Raw genomic sequence first — 17,500 nt, 5'->3', positions numbered from 1 at the left:
GGCGGCCACGGCGAGCCGCCCGTACAGGGTGGCTCTGGGCTCGCGTTTTTGCCAGGAAAGCAGGCGAGCCTGTATGGGGGCCTCGCTGTGGGCCCCCGCGTAGAATGCGTGCGAGCGGAACGGTCACCGGTTCCAAGGTTTCATTGGCAACTAGTGCGCGGGCATAAGCCAAGCAAGCCCGGATGTCTTCCTGTTCTAGATCAGGGTAGTCGTCCAAGATGTCTGGCTCACTCACCCCTTGTTCCAACAGCGCCAGAATAGTCTCGACTTTAATTCTCATCCCTCGGATGATCGGACGACCGCCAAAAATGTTGGGGTTGACCGTAATGCGACTGAGAAGTTGAGCCTCATCCGTAATAGTGAATCTCTCCGAACAACGTGAGAACCTCTCCAAAGAATGTTGAGTGTACCTAGGCCCCATCCGGCGAGCAACCGCCACCACCACGCCCAGCGCCGAAAGAACTTCCTGCTTCAGCGGGGACGGCCACAAACCAGACGGTCGCCAGACACGCAACGTCTGGATGGGCCTCATCCCCAAGCCATCGCGCCTTCAACAACGCCACCGTTTCTCCCGGAAATCCTTCATACTGTCTAACCGCTGGCCATAAACGCGCTGCCCTGGCGCTTCTCGAACGCGCCGCTACGGGACTCGCGTTGCTATTTCAAACGTTGTACCTCTGGCTACCTTCTTGCAGGGCGCTTGCGCCGCTCAGCAGAAACGAGCGTAGTAAGCGTGCGTCTCTGGCATTGACCGAGACTCGTATCTCATTCGATCAATTCTGCCATCGGCGAACGGTTCGTGTTGCTCACGGGGCGTAGGTTTGAATGTATCGCTTGACACTCACTTTCCGCGCGGTGTTCTCAGAACTCATGTAGCGAACTGTGCCGAAGATCGGTCGCTCCGGCCCCCACGGTCGGTCATAGCGGCCTAAGCACCAGAAGATGCCGCTGTAGGAATTTGGATCGCGGCCATCCAGCGCGTATTTGTTATTCAACTCGATCATCACAGCCAGCGCCTCCTGCGGCGTCGGCGACCACTGCAGAATCTTTTTGCCCCACAGCATCCGCAGGTAATTGTGGATGCGCCCTTCGCGCACAAGCTGCATCTGAGCGGCATTCCATAACGGGTCGTGCGTGCGGCCAGCTTCCAATTCCTCCAGTGTGTAGAGGTAAGGACGGCGGTCCTGCGCATGGGCCGCCAGCGTCGCTTGCGCCCAGGCCGGCAGTGATTCATACCGGTCGTAGTCGTCCCGCTGACCGCACATGTTGTAACCAAGTTCTCGCCACGTGATCAGCTCATCCAAGAATGCCTGAGCCGGTTCGCTGACCGGCCACCACCCGTATCGCTCCCCATTGCCGCCGAGGGGAAGATGATCAACCGATTGATGCTCCCGACGCATCAGCTCGTCAAGCACCTCATGCACCGAGATGAATCCGAAGTGCAAATAGGGTGACAGCCCACTGGTCATCTCCTGTTCCGGCTCATTGCGCAATCGCCCGTACTGCGCTAACCGCTCATCGAGGAAACGGCGCAATGTCGCCCGCGCAGCCTGCTCGCCGCCGCGTATTGCGGTCGCCTTGACGCGATGATTGATAGGAAGCGTCGTGAGCGCTGTTTCATCGCCGTCAAGCAATGCCGGTTCTGCTCGAGGCCAGCGCCGCAGAATCTGATCGGGCAGTTGTCGCGCTGGTGGAAGAGGTGCCTCTGCGAGCGGGGTGGCTTGTGGAGGTATATGAACGTGGGGATGTAAGTTCCGCTGTAGAAATCGCCGGAAGGCGAAAGCGGTCGGGTAGGCTTGCTGAGCCGCTCGCAGAGGCAACAATCCGTTTGAATCAACTTTCTCCAACCGTATAGGAATTTTCTTGGCTGCTGCCGCCACCATGCGCGGCAGAAAGAAGCAGGGGAAATCGTCGGTCACAACCACGCTGGCTCGCGCCGCCAGTGCCTCCAGCAGCCCGCGACCTGCGCCCCGCGCCGGTTCGATGTACGGGTAATACAACACGCCGGCGCCATCCAGTTGCCGCGCTTTCTCGGCCATGCCATCCATGACAAAGCGGTGCAGCCGGTCGCTGGCCCAGGGGTAATCAACGCGCAACGCTTCCAAAATGACAAGCGGTTTATTGAGCTGACGCGCCCACTGCACCGCTCGCTGCAAGCTGAAATTCCAGCGCAGTCGGCGATTGGCGATCATCCAGTAGAGAACGAACTCGCCGTCACCATTGACCGGGGCGTTGTTGCACGTCTCTATGCGAATGTCAGGCACTGTACTCATGAGCGTCATTCAACCAGGCCGTGGTCGAACACGAGCCAGCCCTCCATCAACGCCGAGCACCTGCGCCGTCACCCAGCTTTGTGCCGGATCAAGCAACCACTCAATCGCAGCGGCAACGTCAGACGGTTCTCCAATTCGGCCAAGCGCGTGCATGGCCACCGAGGCTTTTAGTGACGCTTCATTCCCGGTTAGTCGAGCCGTGAGCGGTGTGCGCACCAAACCCGGCGCGACACAATTGACGCGGATACCACGCGACGCATAGGAAGCTGCCGCCGAGAGCGTCAACCCAACAATCCCGGCCTTGGCGGCAGCAATCGCTTCGTGATTGGCCATGCCAACTTGCGAGACAGCCGACGAGACTAAAACAACTGACCCGCCCGTTTGCATCATCGCGCGGGCTGCTGCGCGAACTGTCAAAAAGGCCGATGTCAGGTTAGTCGCCAGCGTCGCCGACCATTCAGCATCGGTCGTCAAATGAGCCGGCTTCAGCAGCAACGATCCGACACAGTTGGCGACGCCGTCAATCCGACCATACGCGGCTACTGCTTGAGCGAAGCAATTTTCTATTTGATCGGATTGTGTCGCATCAAGCGCCACCGCGCAGGCGCCCAACTCCTCAGCCAACCGGCGTAGCCGCTGCTCATCCCGCGCAGCCAGCACAAGGCGCGCGCCCTTGGCAGCCAGCCGTCGGCACAAGGCCGACCCGATGCCGCCTGTCGCGCCCAAGATCAAATAGCTACTCGGCTCGCTCATCTATTCATCCTCCAAATCTGGAAGTTCAACGCCGCCGCAAATGATACCCATAACAGATATGGGATCATCAGCGCAGCAGCCCACGCGTTGATCGGCCAGAATAAAACAGCCGTGAGCAAGATCGCGAACCAGAGCAACACGATGTCCACAAGCGCAGCAGCAGGATTCTGAAGCCCAAAAAACAGCGCAGACCACGCGGCATTCAATGCCAGTTGAACCGCGAATACAAACAGTGGTAACGCAGCGCCCGAAAAACCTCGCTCGCGCCAAACCAGCCAGCTTGAAACCGCCATGCCCACGTAGAGCGCCAGCCATACCGGCCCGAATAACCAGTTGGGAGGCGTCCAACTCGGCTTGCGCAGCGCCGCGTACCAACTATCAATCTGAGGTATCGTGAACCGAGACCCCATGCTCGCCACTGCCAGACAGAGCATGAGCGATACGATCAGCCCTGCCACTTCGCCGCGTGTGTCAATCTGCAACCGATTTTCCACACGATACCTCAGATCAAGATTAAGCTATTCACTGAAGTCACTCGATATGACCTCTCATGAGCCGTGAACCGCTCGGCGTTTACTTGGGTAGAATCACCGAGTCAATGACGTGAATCACGCCATTGCTGGCAACGATGTCGGTCTTCACGACATTGGCGTTGTCCACCATCACACCGCCCTTGGCCGTCTTAATCTTGACCGATTGTCCGTTGACCGTCTTGGCTGTTTTCAGTTTGACGACATCGGCTGCCAGCACGCGGCCCGGCACCACATGGTAGGTCAAGATCGCCGTCAACTTGTCCTTGTTTTCCGGCTTCAGCAAATCGTCTAGCGTGCCAGCCGGCAACTTGGCAAACGCTTCATCGGTCGGCGCAAAGACCGTGAACGGACCTTTGCCTTTGAGCGTCTCAACCAATCCGGCGGCCTTCAACGCCGCAGCCAGGGTGTTAAATTGGCCGGCTGATACAGCCGTGTCAACAATATCTTTATTGTTCATCGTCGAATGGTTGTCGGCAGATACGGTTGGAAAACTTGTCAATGTAAGAATCAGCGCCAGAGCGCTCATGCTGATGAAGTGAGTCAGCTTGTGAAGTTTCATATCTTTTCCCATCTCCTTGATCGTTTGGTTTTGGTCTCTCTTCACCACTGCCGGATTGCCAGTCTGCCTGACTTTTTTCTGCATGCAGCCTTGCCATCCTCAATCGCAGTGAAGGCGGCATTATACGCATGGCAAACTTTGTTGTCAAGGTGTTGTTGATTATTTGTCAAAATTTTTTATAAACATATCTTTGACAATTTTCAGACACGCAAATTGCCCAGCAAGCGTGTGTCATCTACAAATGGGCGCTCAATTGCGAGCGATAACGGCGGTCAAACAGGTGAGGTAGCAGCAGTGCGTTGATATGCGGCCTGAGCGCGGCGGGCAATCTCTCGGATCAAGCGGGAAAAAATCAGCGCATGAATGGGGTAGAGGAGATACCAGTAGAGCAAGCCGGTCAGTCCTTTGGGGGCGAAGAAAGCCGTTTGCACCAGGAGCGTATGCTCCGCTGGTTGAGGTCGAGCTTCAAACTGAAGCCAGGCGCGTCCGGGCACTTTCATTTCCGCGCGCAGGCGCAGCAGCCGACCCGCTTGAACCGCTTCGACTCGCCAAAAGTCCAGTGCATCGCCGACGCGCAAGTGATCGGGATGGCGGCGACCTCGGCGAAATCCTACGCCGCCGACCAGCCGGTCTAGGATGCCACGCAATCGCCATGCCCAGTTGAGCGATAACCAACCGCGCTCGCCGCCGAGCCCGGTGAAAAGATCAAAAACGATCTGTGCCGGCGCTGCCACCACGTGTTGTCGTTGCTCGATGATCATCCCCTCTTGTTGCGCGAGCACAACGGGCGGCCTGTCGCCTTGACTCGTGATGAGCGCGTCTGTCCAGCTCGTTTCAATTTCTCCGCTGTTTAACCGGTCAAGCGCCATGCGCACCGCTGTGGCGTAATCTACCGGCTTGATGTGAGGAAACAAACGATGAGCCGTCTGGTCGCGCACAATCACTTCATTGCGCAATCCTTCGATCAATGGCCGGGCGATGTTGGCAGGAACTGGCGTCATCCAGTGCACCCAGTAGGAGGAAAGGAACGGCGTGAGCACGGGCACGGGAATAAGAAATCGCTTCAACCCACGCGCGCGGGCGTAACCCAGCATCATCTCGGCATAAGTTAGAACGTCGGCGCCGCCAATCTCAATGATTTCATCGGCGCTTTCCGGCACCTGCAACGCTGAGACAAGGTAGTCAAGCACATCGCCGATGGAGATGGGTTGTATGCGTGTATAAACCCATCGTGGGCAGATCATGATCGGGACGCGCTCGGTCAGGTTTCGAATCATCTCAAACGAGATGCTCCCGGAACCAACGATGATGGCCGAGCGAAACTCGGTGACCGGCACGCCGGCCTGGCGCAACGCATCGCCTGTTTGATGGCGCGACCGCAAATGTTGCGACAGGTCGGTGTCAGGATCGCCCAGGCCACCCAGATAGATCAACCGCTGGACACCAGCCTGGCGGGCTGCTTGAGCGAAGTGGCGAGCGGCCATCAAATCCCGTTGATGAAACTCAACGCTGTCATTCATGCTGTGAATGAGGTAGTAGGCCGCATCCATGCCAACCATGGCCGGGCCAAGCGTCTCCGGTTTCAACGCATCGCCGACAACCATTTCCACCTGATCAGCCCAGGCGCGCCCTTGCAAACGATGCGGATCACGCACAAGGACGCGCACCTGATAGCCGGCCTCCAGCAGGCGCGGCACAATCCGCCCTCCTACATAGCCGGTGGCTCCGGTGACGAGGACGTTTCGAAGTGTAGACATCGTGTAGCCTCCTGGTAACTATTCTCGTCGTGCGACTGCCATGCCTGCGTGACTTCGTTCCTCTTCCCAATAGGCAGGCACAGATTCGCTGATGAACAGATTTTCAATCAGTCAATCAGTGAATCTGTCTGTGTTTTTCATCGTTTCGGGATGCTGCTGCCAACGACTTGAGCAACTGCTGTTCATTGCTCTCCATAGCCGGTCAGCTCGACGTAGCCGTGACCGGTCAGCGGTTGCCGTCGCGTTGTGCCCTGAATGCGCACCGCGCCTTCCCAGTAGCGTATCGAGACATCCAGCTCCTGATCGGCTATGTGAGGAATCACCTCCAGCTCGATCTGTTCGGTAGGAATTTGTATGCGCCAACGCGAAGGGTAACGAACGCGGCTACGCGGGCTTTGCCAATGCTCGAGAACCTCGATCAGGCACTCATCACGTGTGAGCAAGCGCGCGGTTCCGTCGGCTTGCACCAATGAGCCTTTGCTCAGTGGGTCGGCGTCTCCGTCGCGTTGTCGAAGCTGGTAGAACATGATCTCGCGTCCGTCGTCAAGTTGCAGGGCAAACCAATCCCAGCCGACTTGATCGCGGCTCAAGGCGCTTGTGCTCCACTCACGATCCATCCAACTGAGGCCTTGTACATCGAATCGTTGCTCGCCGATCTGAAGAGTTCCTTGGGTCGGCATACGGGTCAGCGAGTAATAGTACGAGGCGTTGCCCGGTTCAGGCCCCTTTTGACTAAGCCCTCGGTCACCTTGCAAGACCGGCGGCTTGGCGCTGTGCAATGTCAGATCAATGGCGATGCCATCCTGTGCTGCGCTGAGTCGCATCGGGAGCGCGTCGTCGTCAGTTGCTTCGGCTGACCAGTCTTCCAACCAGACGCGAAACGGTTGCCCGCGTGCGCCGGCCAGATTTTGCGCTGCCCGCGTGAATCGCTCGAAGGCGTAAAATCGCTGACTGGCTATATCGCTCAGGGCAAAATGGGCCATGAAGACCTGATGAGCAGCCCATGCCGATGCTCGTTTCACTGGCTCGGCTGACAGAGCTGAGCGAAAGAACGTCAATTGAAATCCGAAGCGGCGGCCGTCGGCTGTGTGCAGGTTACCGGTGTAATACCACCACTCGGTTTTGAATGTCGGGTGCGGACCATGATCAGCAGGGAACGAGAATGCGCGTGGCTCAAACGCGCGCGCATAGCCCGCATCATCTCCGCTCAACACGTCTGAGAGATTGAGTCGAGCGTGGAATGAATCTGGCGACGGCGACTGGCTCAGTGTGTATGCGCCCCATACCGCCAGCGCCACGACCGATCCAACGAGAACGAAGCTGAGTCGTTTACTGAGCATCATTGCGCTCCCGGAAAACTCCACTACGTTACAACCGGCGCTCTGGCCTCATTCAGCGCGCAGGTGAACTTTCTCCTGCGGCTGATAGATTCGGTTGCAGCGGGCGCTGTGACCTTATTCGGCACGCAGCGCCAGCGCCGGCGAAGTGCGCGCCATGTTGAGCGCTGGGTAGAGGCCAGCCAGCATCGCGGCCACCAGCGCCAGCGCCGGCGCTTGCAGCAGCAGTTCAGGTGTCGCTTCCAGTTGCATCGTCCAACCAAACGAACGCCGATTGATGACAAACACGAGCAGCGCCGCCAGCAGCGTGCCAATGGGCATGGCGAGCACTCCGGCCACAAGTCCCATCAATCCGGTTTTCAACGTGATCAATCTCCACACTTGTCGCGGGGTGAGGCCATTAGCGCGCAGCACGGCCATCTCGCGGGCGCGCTCAAGCTGCATTGCCATCAACGCGCTTAATACACCGATGAACGCGACGCCCATGGCCAGCACACGAAGCACGCGCGTGATGGCGAATGTGCGATCGAAGACATCCAGTGAAGCCTCGCGGATGGCTCGATTGGGTCGAATCGAAACGTCTTGTCCGCCGAGTTGCCGCCGCAACGATTCCATCAGCGCCTCAATCTCAACGCCAGGCTCTGCATAGATGCCAAGCGACGTGACTTTTCGATCATGCCACCACCGATCGTAGGTGCGACGGCTCATCATCACAATGCCATGATCCGAGCCATAGTCGTAGAAAATTCCTACGATAGGGAAGACCTGCTCGCCATAGTCCGTTGGCAGGGCAATCGTTGAACCCACCGTGAGGCGATGGTGATACGCATAGGGTTCAGACACAATCACTGCGCCACCGTGCTGAAAGGCCGGCCAAATCTGCTGGGGGTCTCCCTCTTTGAAATTGAAGGCTGCGTAACTACGTGGATCAAGCCCAAGCGCGACGAGTTCGGTCAGTCCACGCGCTGTGTTCACAGTGACGCCGCGATAGGTGTTGACGACAGCCACACCGGGCACAGCCGCTAGCCGCTCGATAAGCTGCGCAGGCAATGTTGACTGATTGCGCCGCGCCACCAGACTCGGCGATGAAACGTAGATGTCTGCGTGCAGCGAAGTATCTAACCAGCGCGCGACCGCGCCTCGAAAGCTGTGGATCATGACCCCGACGCCAACAGTTGTCGCCAGCGCGATCATCAGCGCGGCAATAGCCACCGCCGTGCGGCTCAACGCAGCGACAACGTCACGCGCTGCCATCGCGCCAAGAATGCCAAACAGGCGTCGCATGTGTGATCCAAGCGCCCGCATCAAGCCGACCGTTGCCGCCGGCGTGAGCAACGCGCAACCGAGAATAATCACAAAGAAGGCGCCATAGCTCATCAGCAAGTTTCGACTGGGCCAAGCCAGCAGCGCAGCGCCAAGGCAAATGCTGGCCACACCGCTGTAGGCCGCGCGTGGCACGGCGCGCCGCCAGCGTCCTTCTATGTGCGAGCGACTCTCGACCGCGCGTGGCGGAGCCGTTGTCGCTTCAACGGCTGGAACGAGCGCCGCCAGCACGCTCGCGCCAAGCCCTAAGGCAATGCCCTTGATCAGTGAAAGCGGAGCGACACTCAACTCACTCACCGAGACGACAAAGTACAGATCATTGATCGTCTGCGTGACCAGTCCAATCAACCCTCGCGCCAGCACAATGCCAAACAAAATGCCGGCTATTGTGCCGATCCCTGCAATCAGGAGGGATTCGCTCAAAATCAACTTGAACACCTGCGCGCGCGTCACGCCGATGGCGCGCAGTATGCCGATAAGCGCGCGGCGCTGCACCACTGAGAACGTCATTGTGTTGTAGATCAGAAACATCCCAACAATCAGCGCCAGCAAGCTCATCGCTGTTAAGTTGAACCGGAAAGCTCGCGTCATCTGGGCAAGCGCCTGAGACTGTGCGCCGGCCGGCACAATTTCTACACCAGCGGGCAGCGCCGCCCCAATGCGGCGAAGCTGTTGTTCGCCAACGCCGTCATCGCTCAACCGCAGATCAATGCGGCTGAGCCGACCGCGCATATCGAGCCACTCTTGCGCTGTGGCAATGTCGGTCATCAGCAGGTTGTCCATTGCTCGACGGCTGATGGCATCGCTCGGCTCGAGCAACCCGATCAAATGCGCCGTGTGGCGCGTTGCGCCGATTTGCAGAGGCAGCATATCGCCCGCTTTCAGACCGAGCCGCTCGGCGGTGTGACTGGACATCAACACAGCGCCCGGTTGCGTCAGTAAGGCTGACACGGTGACAGGTCGCTCCGGCGCCGAGCTACTCAAGTAAGGACGAAATGGCTGCTCAGCAAACGGATCAATGCCCAGCACGCGCAGCGCCTGACCATCATCATCAGGCGTGGCGCCATATCCTTCGACGACCGGCGCCGTCAGGCGAATTCCTAATTCCACGCGGAGTTTGCTGTAGAGTTCTTCGGGCACACCCGATGGTCCACCAACAATGTGGTGAGTCGCTCGGCCCATAACAGCCTCGGCTGAGAGCGTGAACGCTTGCTCGGCGCTGCTGTTGGCCAGGTCTATCGAGATCACCACAGCAACGCCCAACGCTACGCCGACAATCGAGAGGCCGAATTGCCAAGGATGGCCAAGCAAATATCGCCAGCCGGCACGTCGTAACAGCGCACTCATGATCGTATGTGTATGTCGCGCTCGATCAGATGACCGTCGTGGATCGTGAACAAGCGGTCAGCCAAGCCAATGACTTCTTGCGCATGCGTCACCATGACCATTGTCTTGCCGGCCTGACGTGTGAGCCGATCCAGCCACTCCAGCACATTCAGGCCGGTCTCTAAATCAAGGTTGCCGGTCGGCTCATCGGCCAACACGAGCAGCGGATCATGAGCCAGCGCGCGAACAATGGCTACACGTTGCTGCTCGCCGCCAGAGAGCCGGTCAGGAAAGCTCTTTCGCCGGTCAGCCAGTCCAACGCAGGCCAACATCTCCAGCGCCGCCTCCCGTTGATGTCGGCTCGCGCCGCCGTTCAGTTCCAACGGCAACAACACATTTTCTTCAACCGTGAGCGTGGGAACCAGGTTGAAAAACTGGAAGACAAACCCGATATGTTGACGTCGAAACAATGTGCGTTCCTCTTCCGAGAGCGCAGTGATGTTGACGCCATCAATGATGACATCGCCTGTGTCCGGCAGGTCAATGCCGCTGATCAAGTTCAACACCGTTGATTTGCCTGAGCCACTGCGGCCAATGAGCACAGTCAATTCACCGCGATGAATCGTTGCGTTCACCTGACAAAGAACTGTGTAGACACGTTCGCCGTCTCGATAGGATTTTGTTAGACCACGTAGCTCGATCAGAGCGCAAGGATCGCCATCGGTTTGTGAGCGGCAAGAGACGCCGATTGGGTTTGCATTCATGAGGATTATTTTGAGTGATTGAGCGCAAGGGCGCAACCGGGGCAGGGGGCGCTTGAAGATTCTTTTGCGTGCCAGCGCCCGCGCCTTCAATGGATATTTCTGCTACCAGCTTTATCGGTATCCGCGCTGACCGCGGGAGCGGTCGCTGAGTTTCGACGGGGCCTTTCAAGCGCCGGAAGCTGATTAATCGCTTCTCTCTTGCGTCGCGTCAGCGACGACTGAATCCTGATTTCGGTCGTCGCTGACATGGCAAGGCGTGCAGTGCGCAAGGGCCTGCCCCGCAGGGAACCCACTGCCAATTTGGTTAGAAACTAAATCGTAGGCCAATCTCAATCCGACGATTGCCGGTGGAACTGTTGCCGCCAAAACCACCGCCGCCGCCACCACCACCGAAGAAGCCGAAAAAGCCAGCAGAATTATTCGACTGACCAAACAGCGGAGAGCTGAGATTGCCGATGGGGATACCAGGATTGTTGCGATTCAACACATTTCGCAGATTGACTGAGAGCGTCAGATTGTATGGCTTTTCTGTCAAGCTAGCGCCGCCGAACATCCCGCCGAAGCCACCGCCGCCGAAGCCGCCGCCACCGCCACCACGTGGGCCGCCGCCACCGCCGCCGCGTGGGCCGCCGATACCGCCCATTGGTGGAATGGGCATGCTGCCAGCTTGCTGCGTGCGCGAGTCACTGGCTGCTGATCTTTTGCTATTGCCGAAGCCAAAGGTTTTACTGATCTGCAGATTGAGGTTGAAAAAGTTAGGACCTGTGCCGTAATTGCGTGGAATGATCTGTTGCCCAGGCTGCGGAGCCAGATCAAATGCGCCGAACCGCGTGATCCTCACGCTTGGACGACTCAAGTCAGTGGCAAATGCCGGGCGCTCGGTGAACTGTAAATCGCCATTGCTGTCAATCCCTGTGACGATATTGAACGGTTGACCCGACGAGGCCACCATGAAAGGATTCAATCGCACATTCCAGGGCAAGGTGAATGAACCGCCCATAAACAGCCGATGGCGCACATCCAACGCCGAGCGGCCATATTCTGTGCTGAGATCATAGCTGTATGCCGGAAACGTGCCGGCCCCGTCGGTATCACTGCGGGCCCAGCCTAACAGGTAATTGGCAAACAGCGTGAATCGCGGGTTGAGGTTAGTGCGGATGTTGACGATCATTTGATGTTGATTGAGAATGCCACTGGCTTCGTACTGGTAGATATTGCCGCGCTCAGGGTTGGGGCGCGGTTGTCCCGGTCCCAGCGGAGCATTGATATTGCGCGAACGCAAGAGGTGAACCGTGCGCGACGCGACATACGTCACGGCGCCGACCATCTTGAATGGCAGTTGTCGTTCCACGCTGATGGCGCCTTGCATCGTGTAAGGCGTGCTCAATCCAGGGTCCACCTGGCGAATGGTTATCGTGCCAGGCACGACGGCGCGAATTTGCTCAGCCGTCGGCACGTTGGTGACGCCGGCGGCAGTGAATTGCGGTTGACTGAGAATGGCCAACGTCTCCGGCCGATTTGGATCGAGCCGCACAATGAACTGTTGCTGCTTAAGACCGTCGAATCGGTCGGCTTGCAGCGTGAAATTCTCGCTGAAGCGATCGTAGAAAATGCCGGCGCCGCCCCGCACGACAGTTTTGGATTGTCCGCTGCTGCCGCCTGGCGACCAAGCAAATGACAGACGAGGGGCAAAATTCAGATTGCTGCTGATGTTGCTTTGCACTTCGTAGCGTAATCCTAGGCTGAGCGTCAGATTGGGACGCACGCGCCAATCGTCGGTTAGGAATCCGCCAAAATCCACTTGCGTCACCTTGGCCAGCGGATCGCCAATCGTGATGCTGAACTGATTTGGATTGAAGCGCGGGTCCGGATTGCCCAGCACCTTCTGCCGATATTGCTCGATCGAAGAGATAGCAGGCCGCGTGCCGTCAGCCAGTACGCCGGAGAAGATGAATGTGCCACCAAATCCTGCTTGCGAAAAATCCCTGATATGTGAGCCGCGCAGCCGACCGCCGAACTTCAATGAATGCGAGCCTAAGGCCCAGGTGGTGTTGTTCTGAATTTCCCAGCGATCATCGTTCGAGTAAGAGCGGCCAATCTGCGCGCCGCCGCCGATGAACGATTGCAACACATTGATCGTCGGAATCGTGTTGTCTCCATCTTGTCGGTTGCGACCTCGCGAATATTGGAACCGCGTCTCATTCACCACACGCGCGCTGAGAATGGCCGTCTCAGTCACCTGAAGCTGATGCTCGGTGTTACTGGTGTTGAAGGCGCGCGTGAGCAACGAAAAATCGCCGATGCCCTGATTTTCGCGCGTCAGGCGGAAGATGTTATAGCGAGCAACAAGCGTGTGATTGGCGTTCAATTGATAATCTACGCGCGGATTGAAAGACGTGCGACGCAGCGGCGTGAGAACAGCTTGGCTGAACGGGGTGGGATTCAAGGTGTTCGGATCAAGGACGACGGCATTGATGACGGCATTATCATCGGTGTCGCGCCGATCAAAATCGAAAAAGAATGACGCTTTGTTTTTCTTGATCGGGCCGCCAATGTTGGCCGAGATGTTTCGCGCTTGATGCGGCGCGCGAACCGGCGCGAAGGGGTTGCGCGAATTCAAGCTCTCATCATTGAAGGTGAAACTGGCTTGTCCGCGAACGGTGTCTGAGCCAGGCCTGGTCAGGATTTCAATGCGGCCAAATCCGAGGCGCTCAAACTCAGCCGAGAAAGGATTTTGGTTGATACGGATTTCGCGGATCGAATCGCGCGAAGGCATGCGCCCGCCGGTGAACCCGTCAATGTAAATCTGTCCGCCGCTGGGGCCTGCTGATGGCCCGGCCAGTGCTTGCAGCGCGGCTGCTAGGTCTTCGGGGTCTTCCGGCAATGAGTCGAGGTCGCGTCCGCGCAGCACAACAGCGCCGGCATTGCTTTCTGGATCAACGCTGATAGTGGCGCCGCTGGTGGAGACCTCGATCTGTTCAGTGACCGCTGCCACCGTCAGGGCAATCCGCAGCGGTTCCCGATTGCCAGGACTCACCATCACGGCCGTGTTCTCGTAGGGAGCAAAGCCGGTCGCCTCCGCCCGCAGCCGGTAGGTCCCTGGCACGAGATGATCAAACAGATAGTTTCCATCAATGTCCGTCACGGTCTTTTTCTCGGTGCCATCAGGAGCTACCAGCGTCACAGTAGCGCCAACAACGACCGCTCCCAGCTCATCCACCACTTGGCCGCGCAGTCGCACCGGCGCTTGTTGAGCCGAGACAATAGGCAAACTCGTCAGCAAGAGCAGTGTCACAAGGACACCCCGATATAGGGATTGTTGAAAGGATAACATGAAGCAATCTCCTCAATGTTCAAAAGCGCGTTGGTGTGCCAGTATGCCTCATCGGGACAACACACCGGACGCCGTTGTTTATGGTAATCCAATTGCATCTAAGCCAGGCAGGTTAAAAGACGGCCCCATCGCCGGGCGGCCTGATGGCTGCATCAGCAAGGCTTCAACGCCAGCAAGCAACTTGATCGCTGTGACGCGGCTGGCATCCACGCCCTCGGTGGCCGAAACAACAATCATCTGCTCTGGCTTCAACTCAGTTAATGAAAGAGCGGGCAGCCGTTCCAACATTTCATCGAGGTCGCCCATGCGCCCACCCATGCGCCCCGGTGGGCCGCCTGGCGGACCGCTTGACGTTGTTGGACGCGCTGGTTCACGGCCCGAAGCGGGCAGGTCCTGGCCCGTCCCACCGCCTGCTTGTTGCGCAGCGCGAAATCGAGCAATCATTGCTGCCATTTCAGTAGGAATTCGCCGCAACAAAGAATCTGCATTCACGACGATGGTCAGCGGTTTTCCACTCTGCAAATCATCAATCACAATCTCGTTTCGCGCCGGGTCCACTTTTTTGATCATGCCACCAACCATGCGGAATGAGCCAAACACGATCACTTCGGGCGTGACGCGCGTGCCGTCCTCGCTGCGTTGGCCCAGAACGCGCACCTGATCGCCAATCTTCACTTCAGCAAATGAGCTCGGTTTGGCATCACTGAATTTGACCGAATCGGGCGCGTAGCGGCGAAACGTGGCTTGGCTCGTGTTGGTGATCGTCACCGGTTGCTCGCCATCGCGCGAGCGCACGGCAATCACGATCTCCTGTTCTTGCGCATCCAGATTGATGACCCGCCCGGCAATACCGCGCCGCCGCCATTCTTCTCGCTCGCGTTCTTGCTTCTTGGCAATGTCAGCCTTGGTCATGACAATCACCTGCCGCGCAGGAACCGATTGCCGATCGTCGGCGACACGACCCATCGCAATCACACGATCACCCACACCGATATCGGCAAGCGTCACCACTGTCGCGTTCCTCAAATCGGTCTCTCCGGGAGCGACTCGTTTGTAGACGGTGTTGGCGCTCAGATAGACGGTGATGTCGCCGTCTTTGGTCTTAACCTTCATCTGATTGTTAGCCGCATCAATCATCGTGACTTCACCCAGCGCCAGCGTCGGCGTAATGCCAATCTCGTTGATGTCCGGCCGCGCCTGAGATGAAGCGCTGATTTGAGCAATAACGGAGCCGGTGATAATCAATGCGACTAGGAAAACCGCGCTACTGATCCACGTGTTTTTCGTGTTTTTCATAACTGAGGCACTTATGATAGAGCATCGCCGAAAGAGAATCTAGCGAATGCGTGTAAAGATTTTGTAAAGCTTCAGTCCACCAAATCACCGATGTTGGTTTGATCTCCAGACAAGCTGCCGCCGCGCCGCTGCTGCATCCAAAGTCAACAGCGTGGTACCTTGCCATCAAGCAGCGCTGATGAATCATCGCTGGACAGGCTCGCTTCAACTCATACGGCTGGCCGGAGGAATGCTTTCAGAGCGCCGCTCACCTGCGGATCACGCAGCTTGAGCAGCGCGCGTGCTTCCAATTGTCGGATGCGCTCGCGCGAGACACCCATGACGTGTCCAATCTCTTCCAAGGTGTGCGGCTCTTCATCTTCCGTTAATCCGAATCGCAGACGGATGATGGCTTCTTCTCGTGGCGTCAGCACCTTCAACATCTGTTCAGTACGCCGCTCCAGCGTCTTACGAATTTCGATTTCGTCGGGCAGGAGCTGGCGTCGGTCCTGCAGCCGATGTTCGAGCCGTGCTTTGGGATTATCCAAGAAAGTGGCTTCCAGTGAGACGGGCGTTTGCGCTGCTGCCAACATCTGATTGAGCTTCTCCGGTTCGACGCCTACACGCTTAGCCAACTCGCTGGGTAGCGGCTGGTAGCCTGCCTCTTCCTCCAACTGACGTGAGAGCCGCGTTGCCTTTTTCACTACGTCGCTGGCATAAACCGGCAACCGAATGAGCCGACTCTTCTCGGCCACAGCGCGCCAGATGGCTTGACGAATCCACCACACCGCATAGGTGGAAAACTTGTTGCCTCGCCGGTGATCGAACTTTTCCACAGCGCGCATCAGCCCGATGTTGCCTTCTTGAATCAAGTCAAGCCAGGGCAGCCCGCTGCGCAGATAGTGTTTGGCGCACGCTATGACCAATCGGAGATTGCTCTGAATCAACACCTGACGCGCCTCTTCCGCCCGCCGACGCCCCCGATCAATTTTGTGCAACGTGCTTTGCGGGTCTACCAACGCGACCCGATAGCGTTGTTGCCACTGCTGTTGTTGCCGGCGAGCTTGGCGCAATTCGGATAGCCAGTGTCGCTTGACATCCTTCCGGCGAACGTGCGCCAGCGCTCGTTCGGCGCGTCGCACACGCTGTGCAGCCAACTCCAAATTGCGTTGGGCAGCCTGCACCTGCTCAACCATGTACTCCTGAAACGATGGCGTCAATCGAAGCTGACGAACGAGCCGTGAGAGCTTCACCCAACGGCTCATAAGCTGCCGACACAGTGCCGAGCGTTGGCGAGCCCGTTTGGGCATCGTCTGAAGAACTTCATAAAGCCGAATCGCCTGTTGATAGCGCTTTTTGATCTGCCGCAAATAGCGTGGGTCAACAGGCGTTACCAAGCCAACCTGCCTACTGCGTCCCTTATTCATCACCGGTGACGTCCCGTCTGTTCGAGGCCCGTCAGCCGCATCTGATCTTGAGTGTTGCATCGAAGAAATGAGCGCCTCCAAACAAATCGGTGACAGTGAAAGGGCTTTCAGCACCATCAGCCGCCCGGCTTCCAATTTCCGCGCGCACTTTGTTTCTTCTTCGTGCGTCAACATCGGCATTCTAGAGACTTCACGAAAATAGGCGCTGATGGAGTCAAGGCTCCCATCATGCGTCTCCTCAAGCACAGCGCGGGCGTTGCCTGGCTGTTCATTCTCCAACGTGCTCGGAGCAAAACCTATTTCATCAACGCTTGCTTCGTCAGCACTCAGCAGCAAACTGGCTTGTTCATTCTTCAAGAACGCGTCGGCTCCTTCCTGCTCCGGCCATAGCATATCAACTTGGTCAGGAACCCAGTCCTCAGGTAGATGATCGTCTGCCAACGATTCTTCAGTCAGCAACAGAGGATCTGCGGTGAGGGCGTCCTCTTCGTCGTCGGTGATGTCCGCTATGTTTCTCATGCCCTATTCCCTCAGCTTGGTTCAGGTTTTCTGTCCAATTTAGAACGGGCATTATAGAGATGGTGTTCAATATTTGTCAATGATTTGTTAACATTTTGTCTATCATTTTTTTCATTATGCCTTCGGGCAACATCCGGTCAAAATCCTAGCCAAGTGGTTTAGGCACCAAGAGGAAACTGGCCCCGTCATTGGCTAAATACCATACGCTGGCTGCCTCACTGATAACAACGATGAATCAAAGCACTGGTATTGCTTTCTGGGTAATTGCTCATGAGCGAGGTTCACCACGACGAACAATGAAATTCTTTCGCGCCGTTCGG

The 17,500-nt window shown here is 57.4% G+C and carries 11 protein-coding genes and 1 pseudogene; all 12 read right to left on the bottom strand.

Annotated elements, in window-relative coordinates:
* Positions 1-118 precede the first annotated feature (118 nt).
* The 12 genes and pseudogenes from NZ823_08285 to NZ823_08230 all read right to left on the bottom strand — a co-directional run bounded on the left by NZ823_08285 (position 119) and on the right by NZ823_08230 (position 17,180).
* Positions 119-358: pseudogene (locus NZ823_08285) on the bottom strand (DUF433 domain-containing protein).
* Between the two features lie 448 nt (positions 359-806).
* A complete protein-coding gene (locus NZ823_08280) occupies positions 807-2,273 on the bottom strand; it encodes a deoxyribodipyrimidine photolyase (protein ID MCS6805125.1) in 1,467 nt (488 codons plus the stop codon).
* A 9-nt stretch (positions 2,274-2,282) separates the two neighbouring features.
* Positions 2,283-3,026: an SDR family oxidoreductase gene (locus NZ823_08275; GenBank protein ID MCS6805124.1), complete on the bottom strand. Its 744-nt coding sequence runs from the start codon at positions 3,024-3,026 to the stop codon at positions 2,283-2,285.
* The gene (locus NZ823_08270) at positions 3,023-3,460 is read right to left on the bottom strand and encodes a tryptophan-rich sensory protein (GenBank protein MCS6805123.1); all 438 of its coding nucleotides are present in this window, start codon (positions 3,458-3,460) and stop codon (positions 3,023-3,025) included. Before NZ823_08270 ends, NZ823_08275 begins: the two co-directional genes overlap by 4 nt.
* 139 nt (positions 3,461-3,599) lie before the next feature.
* On the bottom strand, positions 3,600-4,118 hold the full coding sequence (locus NZ823_08265) for a fasciclin domain-containing protein (GenBank protein MCS6805122.1): 519 nt from the start codon (positions 4,116-4,118) through the stop codon (positions 3,600-3,602).
* Positions 4,119-4,390: 272 nt separating this feature from the next.
* A complete protein-coding gene (locus NZ823_08260) occupies positions 4,391-5,875 on the bottom strand; it encodes an SDR family oxidoreductase (protein MCS6805121.1) in 1,485 nt (494 codons plus the stop codon).
* A 182-nt stretch (positions 5,876-6,057) separates the two neighbouring features.
* A complete protein-coding gene (locus tag NZ823_08255) occupies positions 6,058-7,218 on the bottom strand; it encodes a carotenoid 1,2-hydratase (GenBank protein MCS6805120.1) in 1,161 nt (386 codons plus the stop codon).
* A 111-nt stretch (positions 7,219-7,329) separates the two neighbouring features.
* Entirely contained in the window at positions 7,330-9,882 is a 2,553-nt protein-coding gene (locus NZ823_08250) for an FtsX-like permease family protein (protein ID MCS6805119.1), read from the bottom strand.
* Positions 9,879-10,625: an ABC transporter ATP-binding protein gene (locus tag NZ823_08245; GenBank protein ID MCS6805118.1), complete on the bottom strand. Its 747-nt coding sequence runs from the start codon at positions 10,623-10,625 to the stop codon at positions 9,879-9,881. The genes NZ823_08250 and NZ823_08245 overlap by 4 nt, the downstream gene beginning before the upstream one ends.
* Before the next feature lie 304 nt (positions 10,626-10,929).
* Positions 10,930-13,959 carry a carboxypeptidase regulatory-like domain-containing protein gene (locus tag NZ823_08240; protein ID MCS6805117.1) on the bottom strand — a complete coding sequence of 1,010 codons (3,030 nt, stop codon included), beginning with the start codon at positions 13,957-13,959 and terminating at the stop codon, positions 10,930-10,932.
* A gap of 78 nt (positions 13,960-14,037) precedes the next feature.
* On the bottom strand, positions 14,038-15,255 hold the full coding sequence (locus NZ823_08235) for a hypothetical protein (GenBank protein ID MCS6805116.1): 1,218 nt from the start codon (positions 15,253-15,255) through the stop codon (positions 14,038-14,040).
* Between the two features lie 209 nt (positions 15,256-15,464).
* Positions 15,465-17,180 (bottom strand): sigma-70 family RNA polymerase sigma factor, encoded by a 1,716-nt coding sequence (locus tag NZ823_08230; GenBank protein ID MCS6805115.1) that lies wholly within the window; start codon positions 17,178-17,180, stop codon positions 15,465-15,467.
* Positions 17,181-17,500: the final 320 nt, after the last annotated feature.

It is taken from the genome of Blastocatellia bacterium, assembly GCA_025054955.1.
In the GTDB taxonomy this organism is placed as follows: domain Bacteria; phylum Acidobacteriota; class Blastocatellia; order HR10; family J050; genus JANWZE01.
This window is presented reverse-complemented; position numbering and strand designations above follow the sequence as displayed.

Coding starts and splice junctions, on each gene's coding strand:
- NZ823_08280 (MCS6805125.1), bottom strand. CDS start 2,273: ATGAGTACAGTGCCTGACATTCGCATAGAGACGTGCAACAACGCCCCG.
- NZ823_08275 (MCS6805124.1), bottom strand. CDS start 3,026: ATGAGCGAGCCGAGTAGCTATTTGATCTTGGGCGCGACAGGCGGCATC.
- NZ823_08270 (MCS6805123.1), bottom strand. CDS start 3,460: ATGCTCTGTCTGGCAGTGGCGAGCATGGGGTCTCGGTTCACGATACCT.
- NZ823_08265 (MCS6805122.1), bottom strand. CDS start 4,118: ATGAAACTTCACAAGCTGACTCACTTCATCAGCATGAGCGCTCTGGCG.
- NZ823_08260 (MCS6805121.1), bottom strand. CDS start 5,875: ATGTCTACACTTCGAAACGTCCTCGTCACCGGAGCCACCGGCTATGTA.
- NZ823_08255 (MCS6805120.1), bottom strand. CDS start 7,218: ATGATGCTCAGTAAACGACTCAGCTTCGTTCTCGTTGGATCGGTCGTG.
- NZ823_08250 (MCS6805119.1), bottom strand. CDS start 9,882: ATGAGTGCGCTGTTACGACGTGCCGGCTGGCGATATTTGCTTGGCCAT.
- NZ823_08245 (MCS6805118.1), bottom strand. CDS start 10,625: ATGAATGCAAACCCAATCGGCGTCTCTTGCCGCTCACAAACCGATGGC.
- NZ823_08240 (MCS6805117.1), bottom strand. CDS start 13,959: ATGTTATCCTTTCAACAATCCCTATATCGGGGTGTCCTTGTGACACTG.
- NZ823_08235 (MCS6805116.1), bottom strand. CDS start 15,255: ATGAAAAACACGAAAAACACGTGGATCAGTAGCGCGGTTTTCCTAGTC.
- NZ823_08230 (MCS6805115.1), bottom strand. CDS start 17,180: ATGAGAAACATAGCGGACATCACCGACGACGAAGAGGACGCCCTCACC.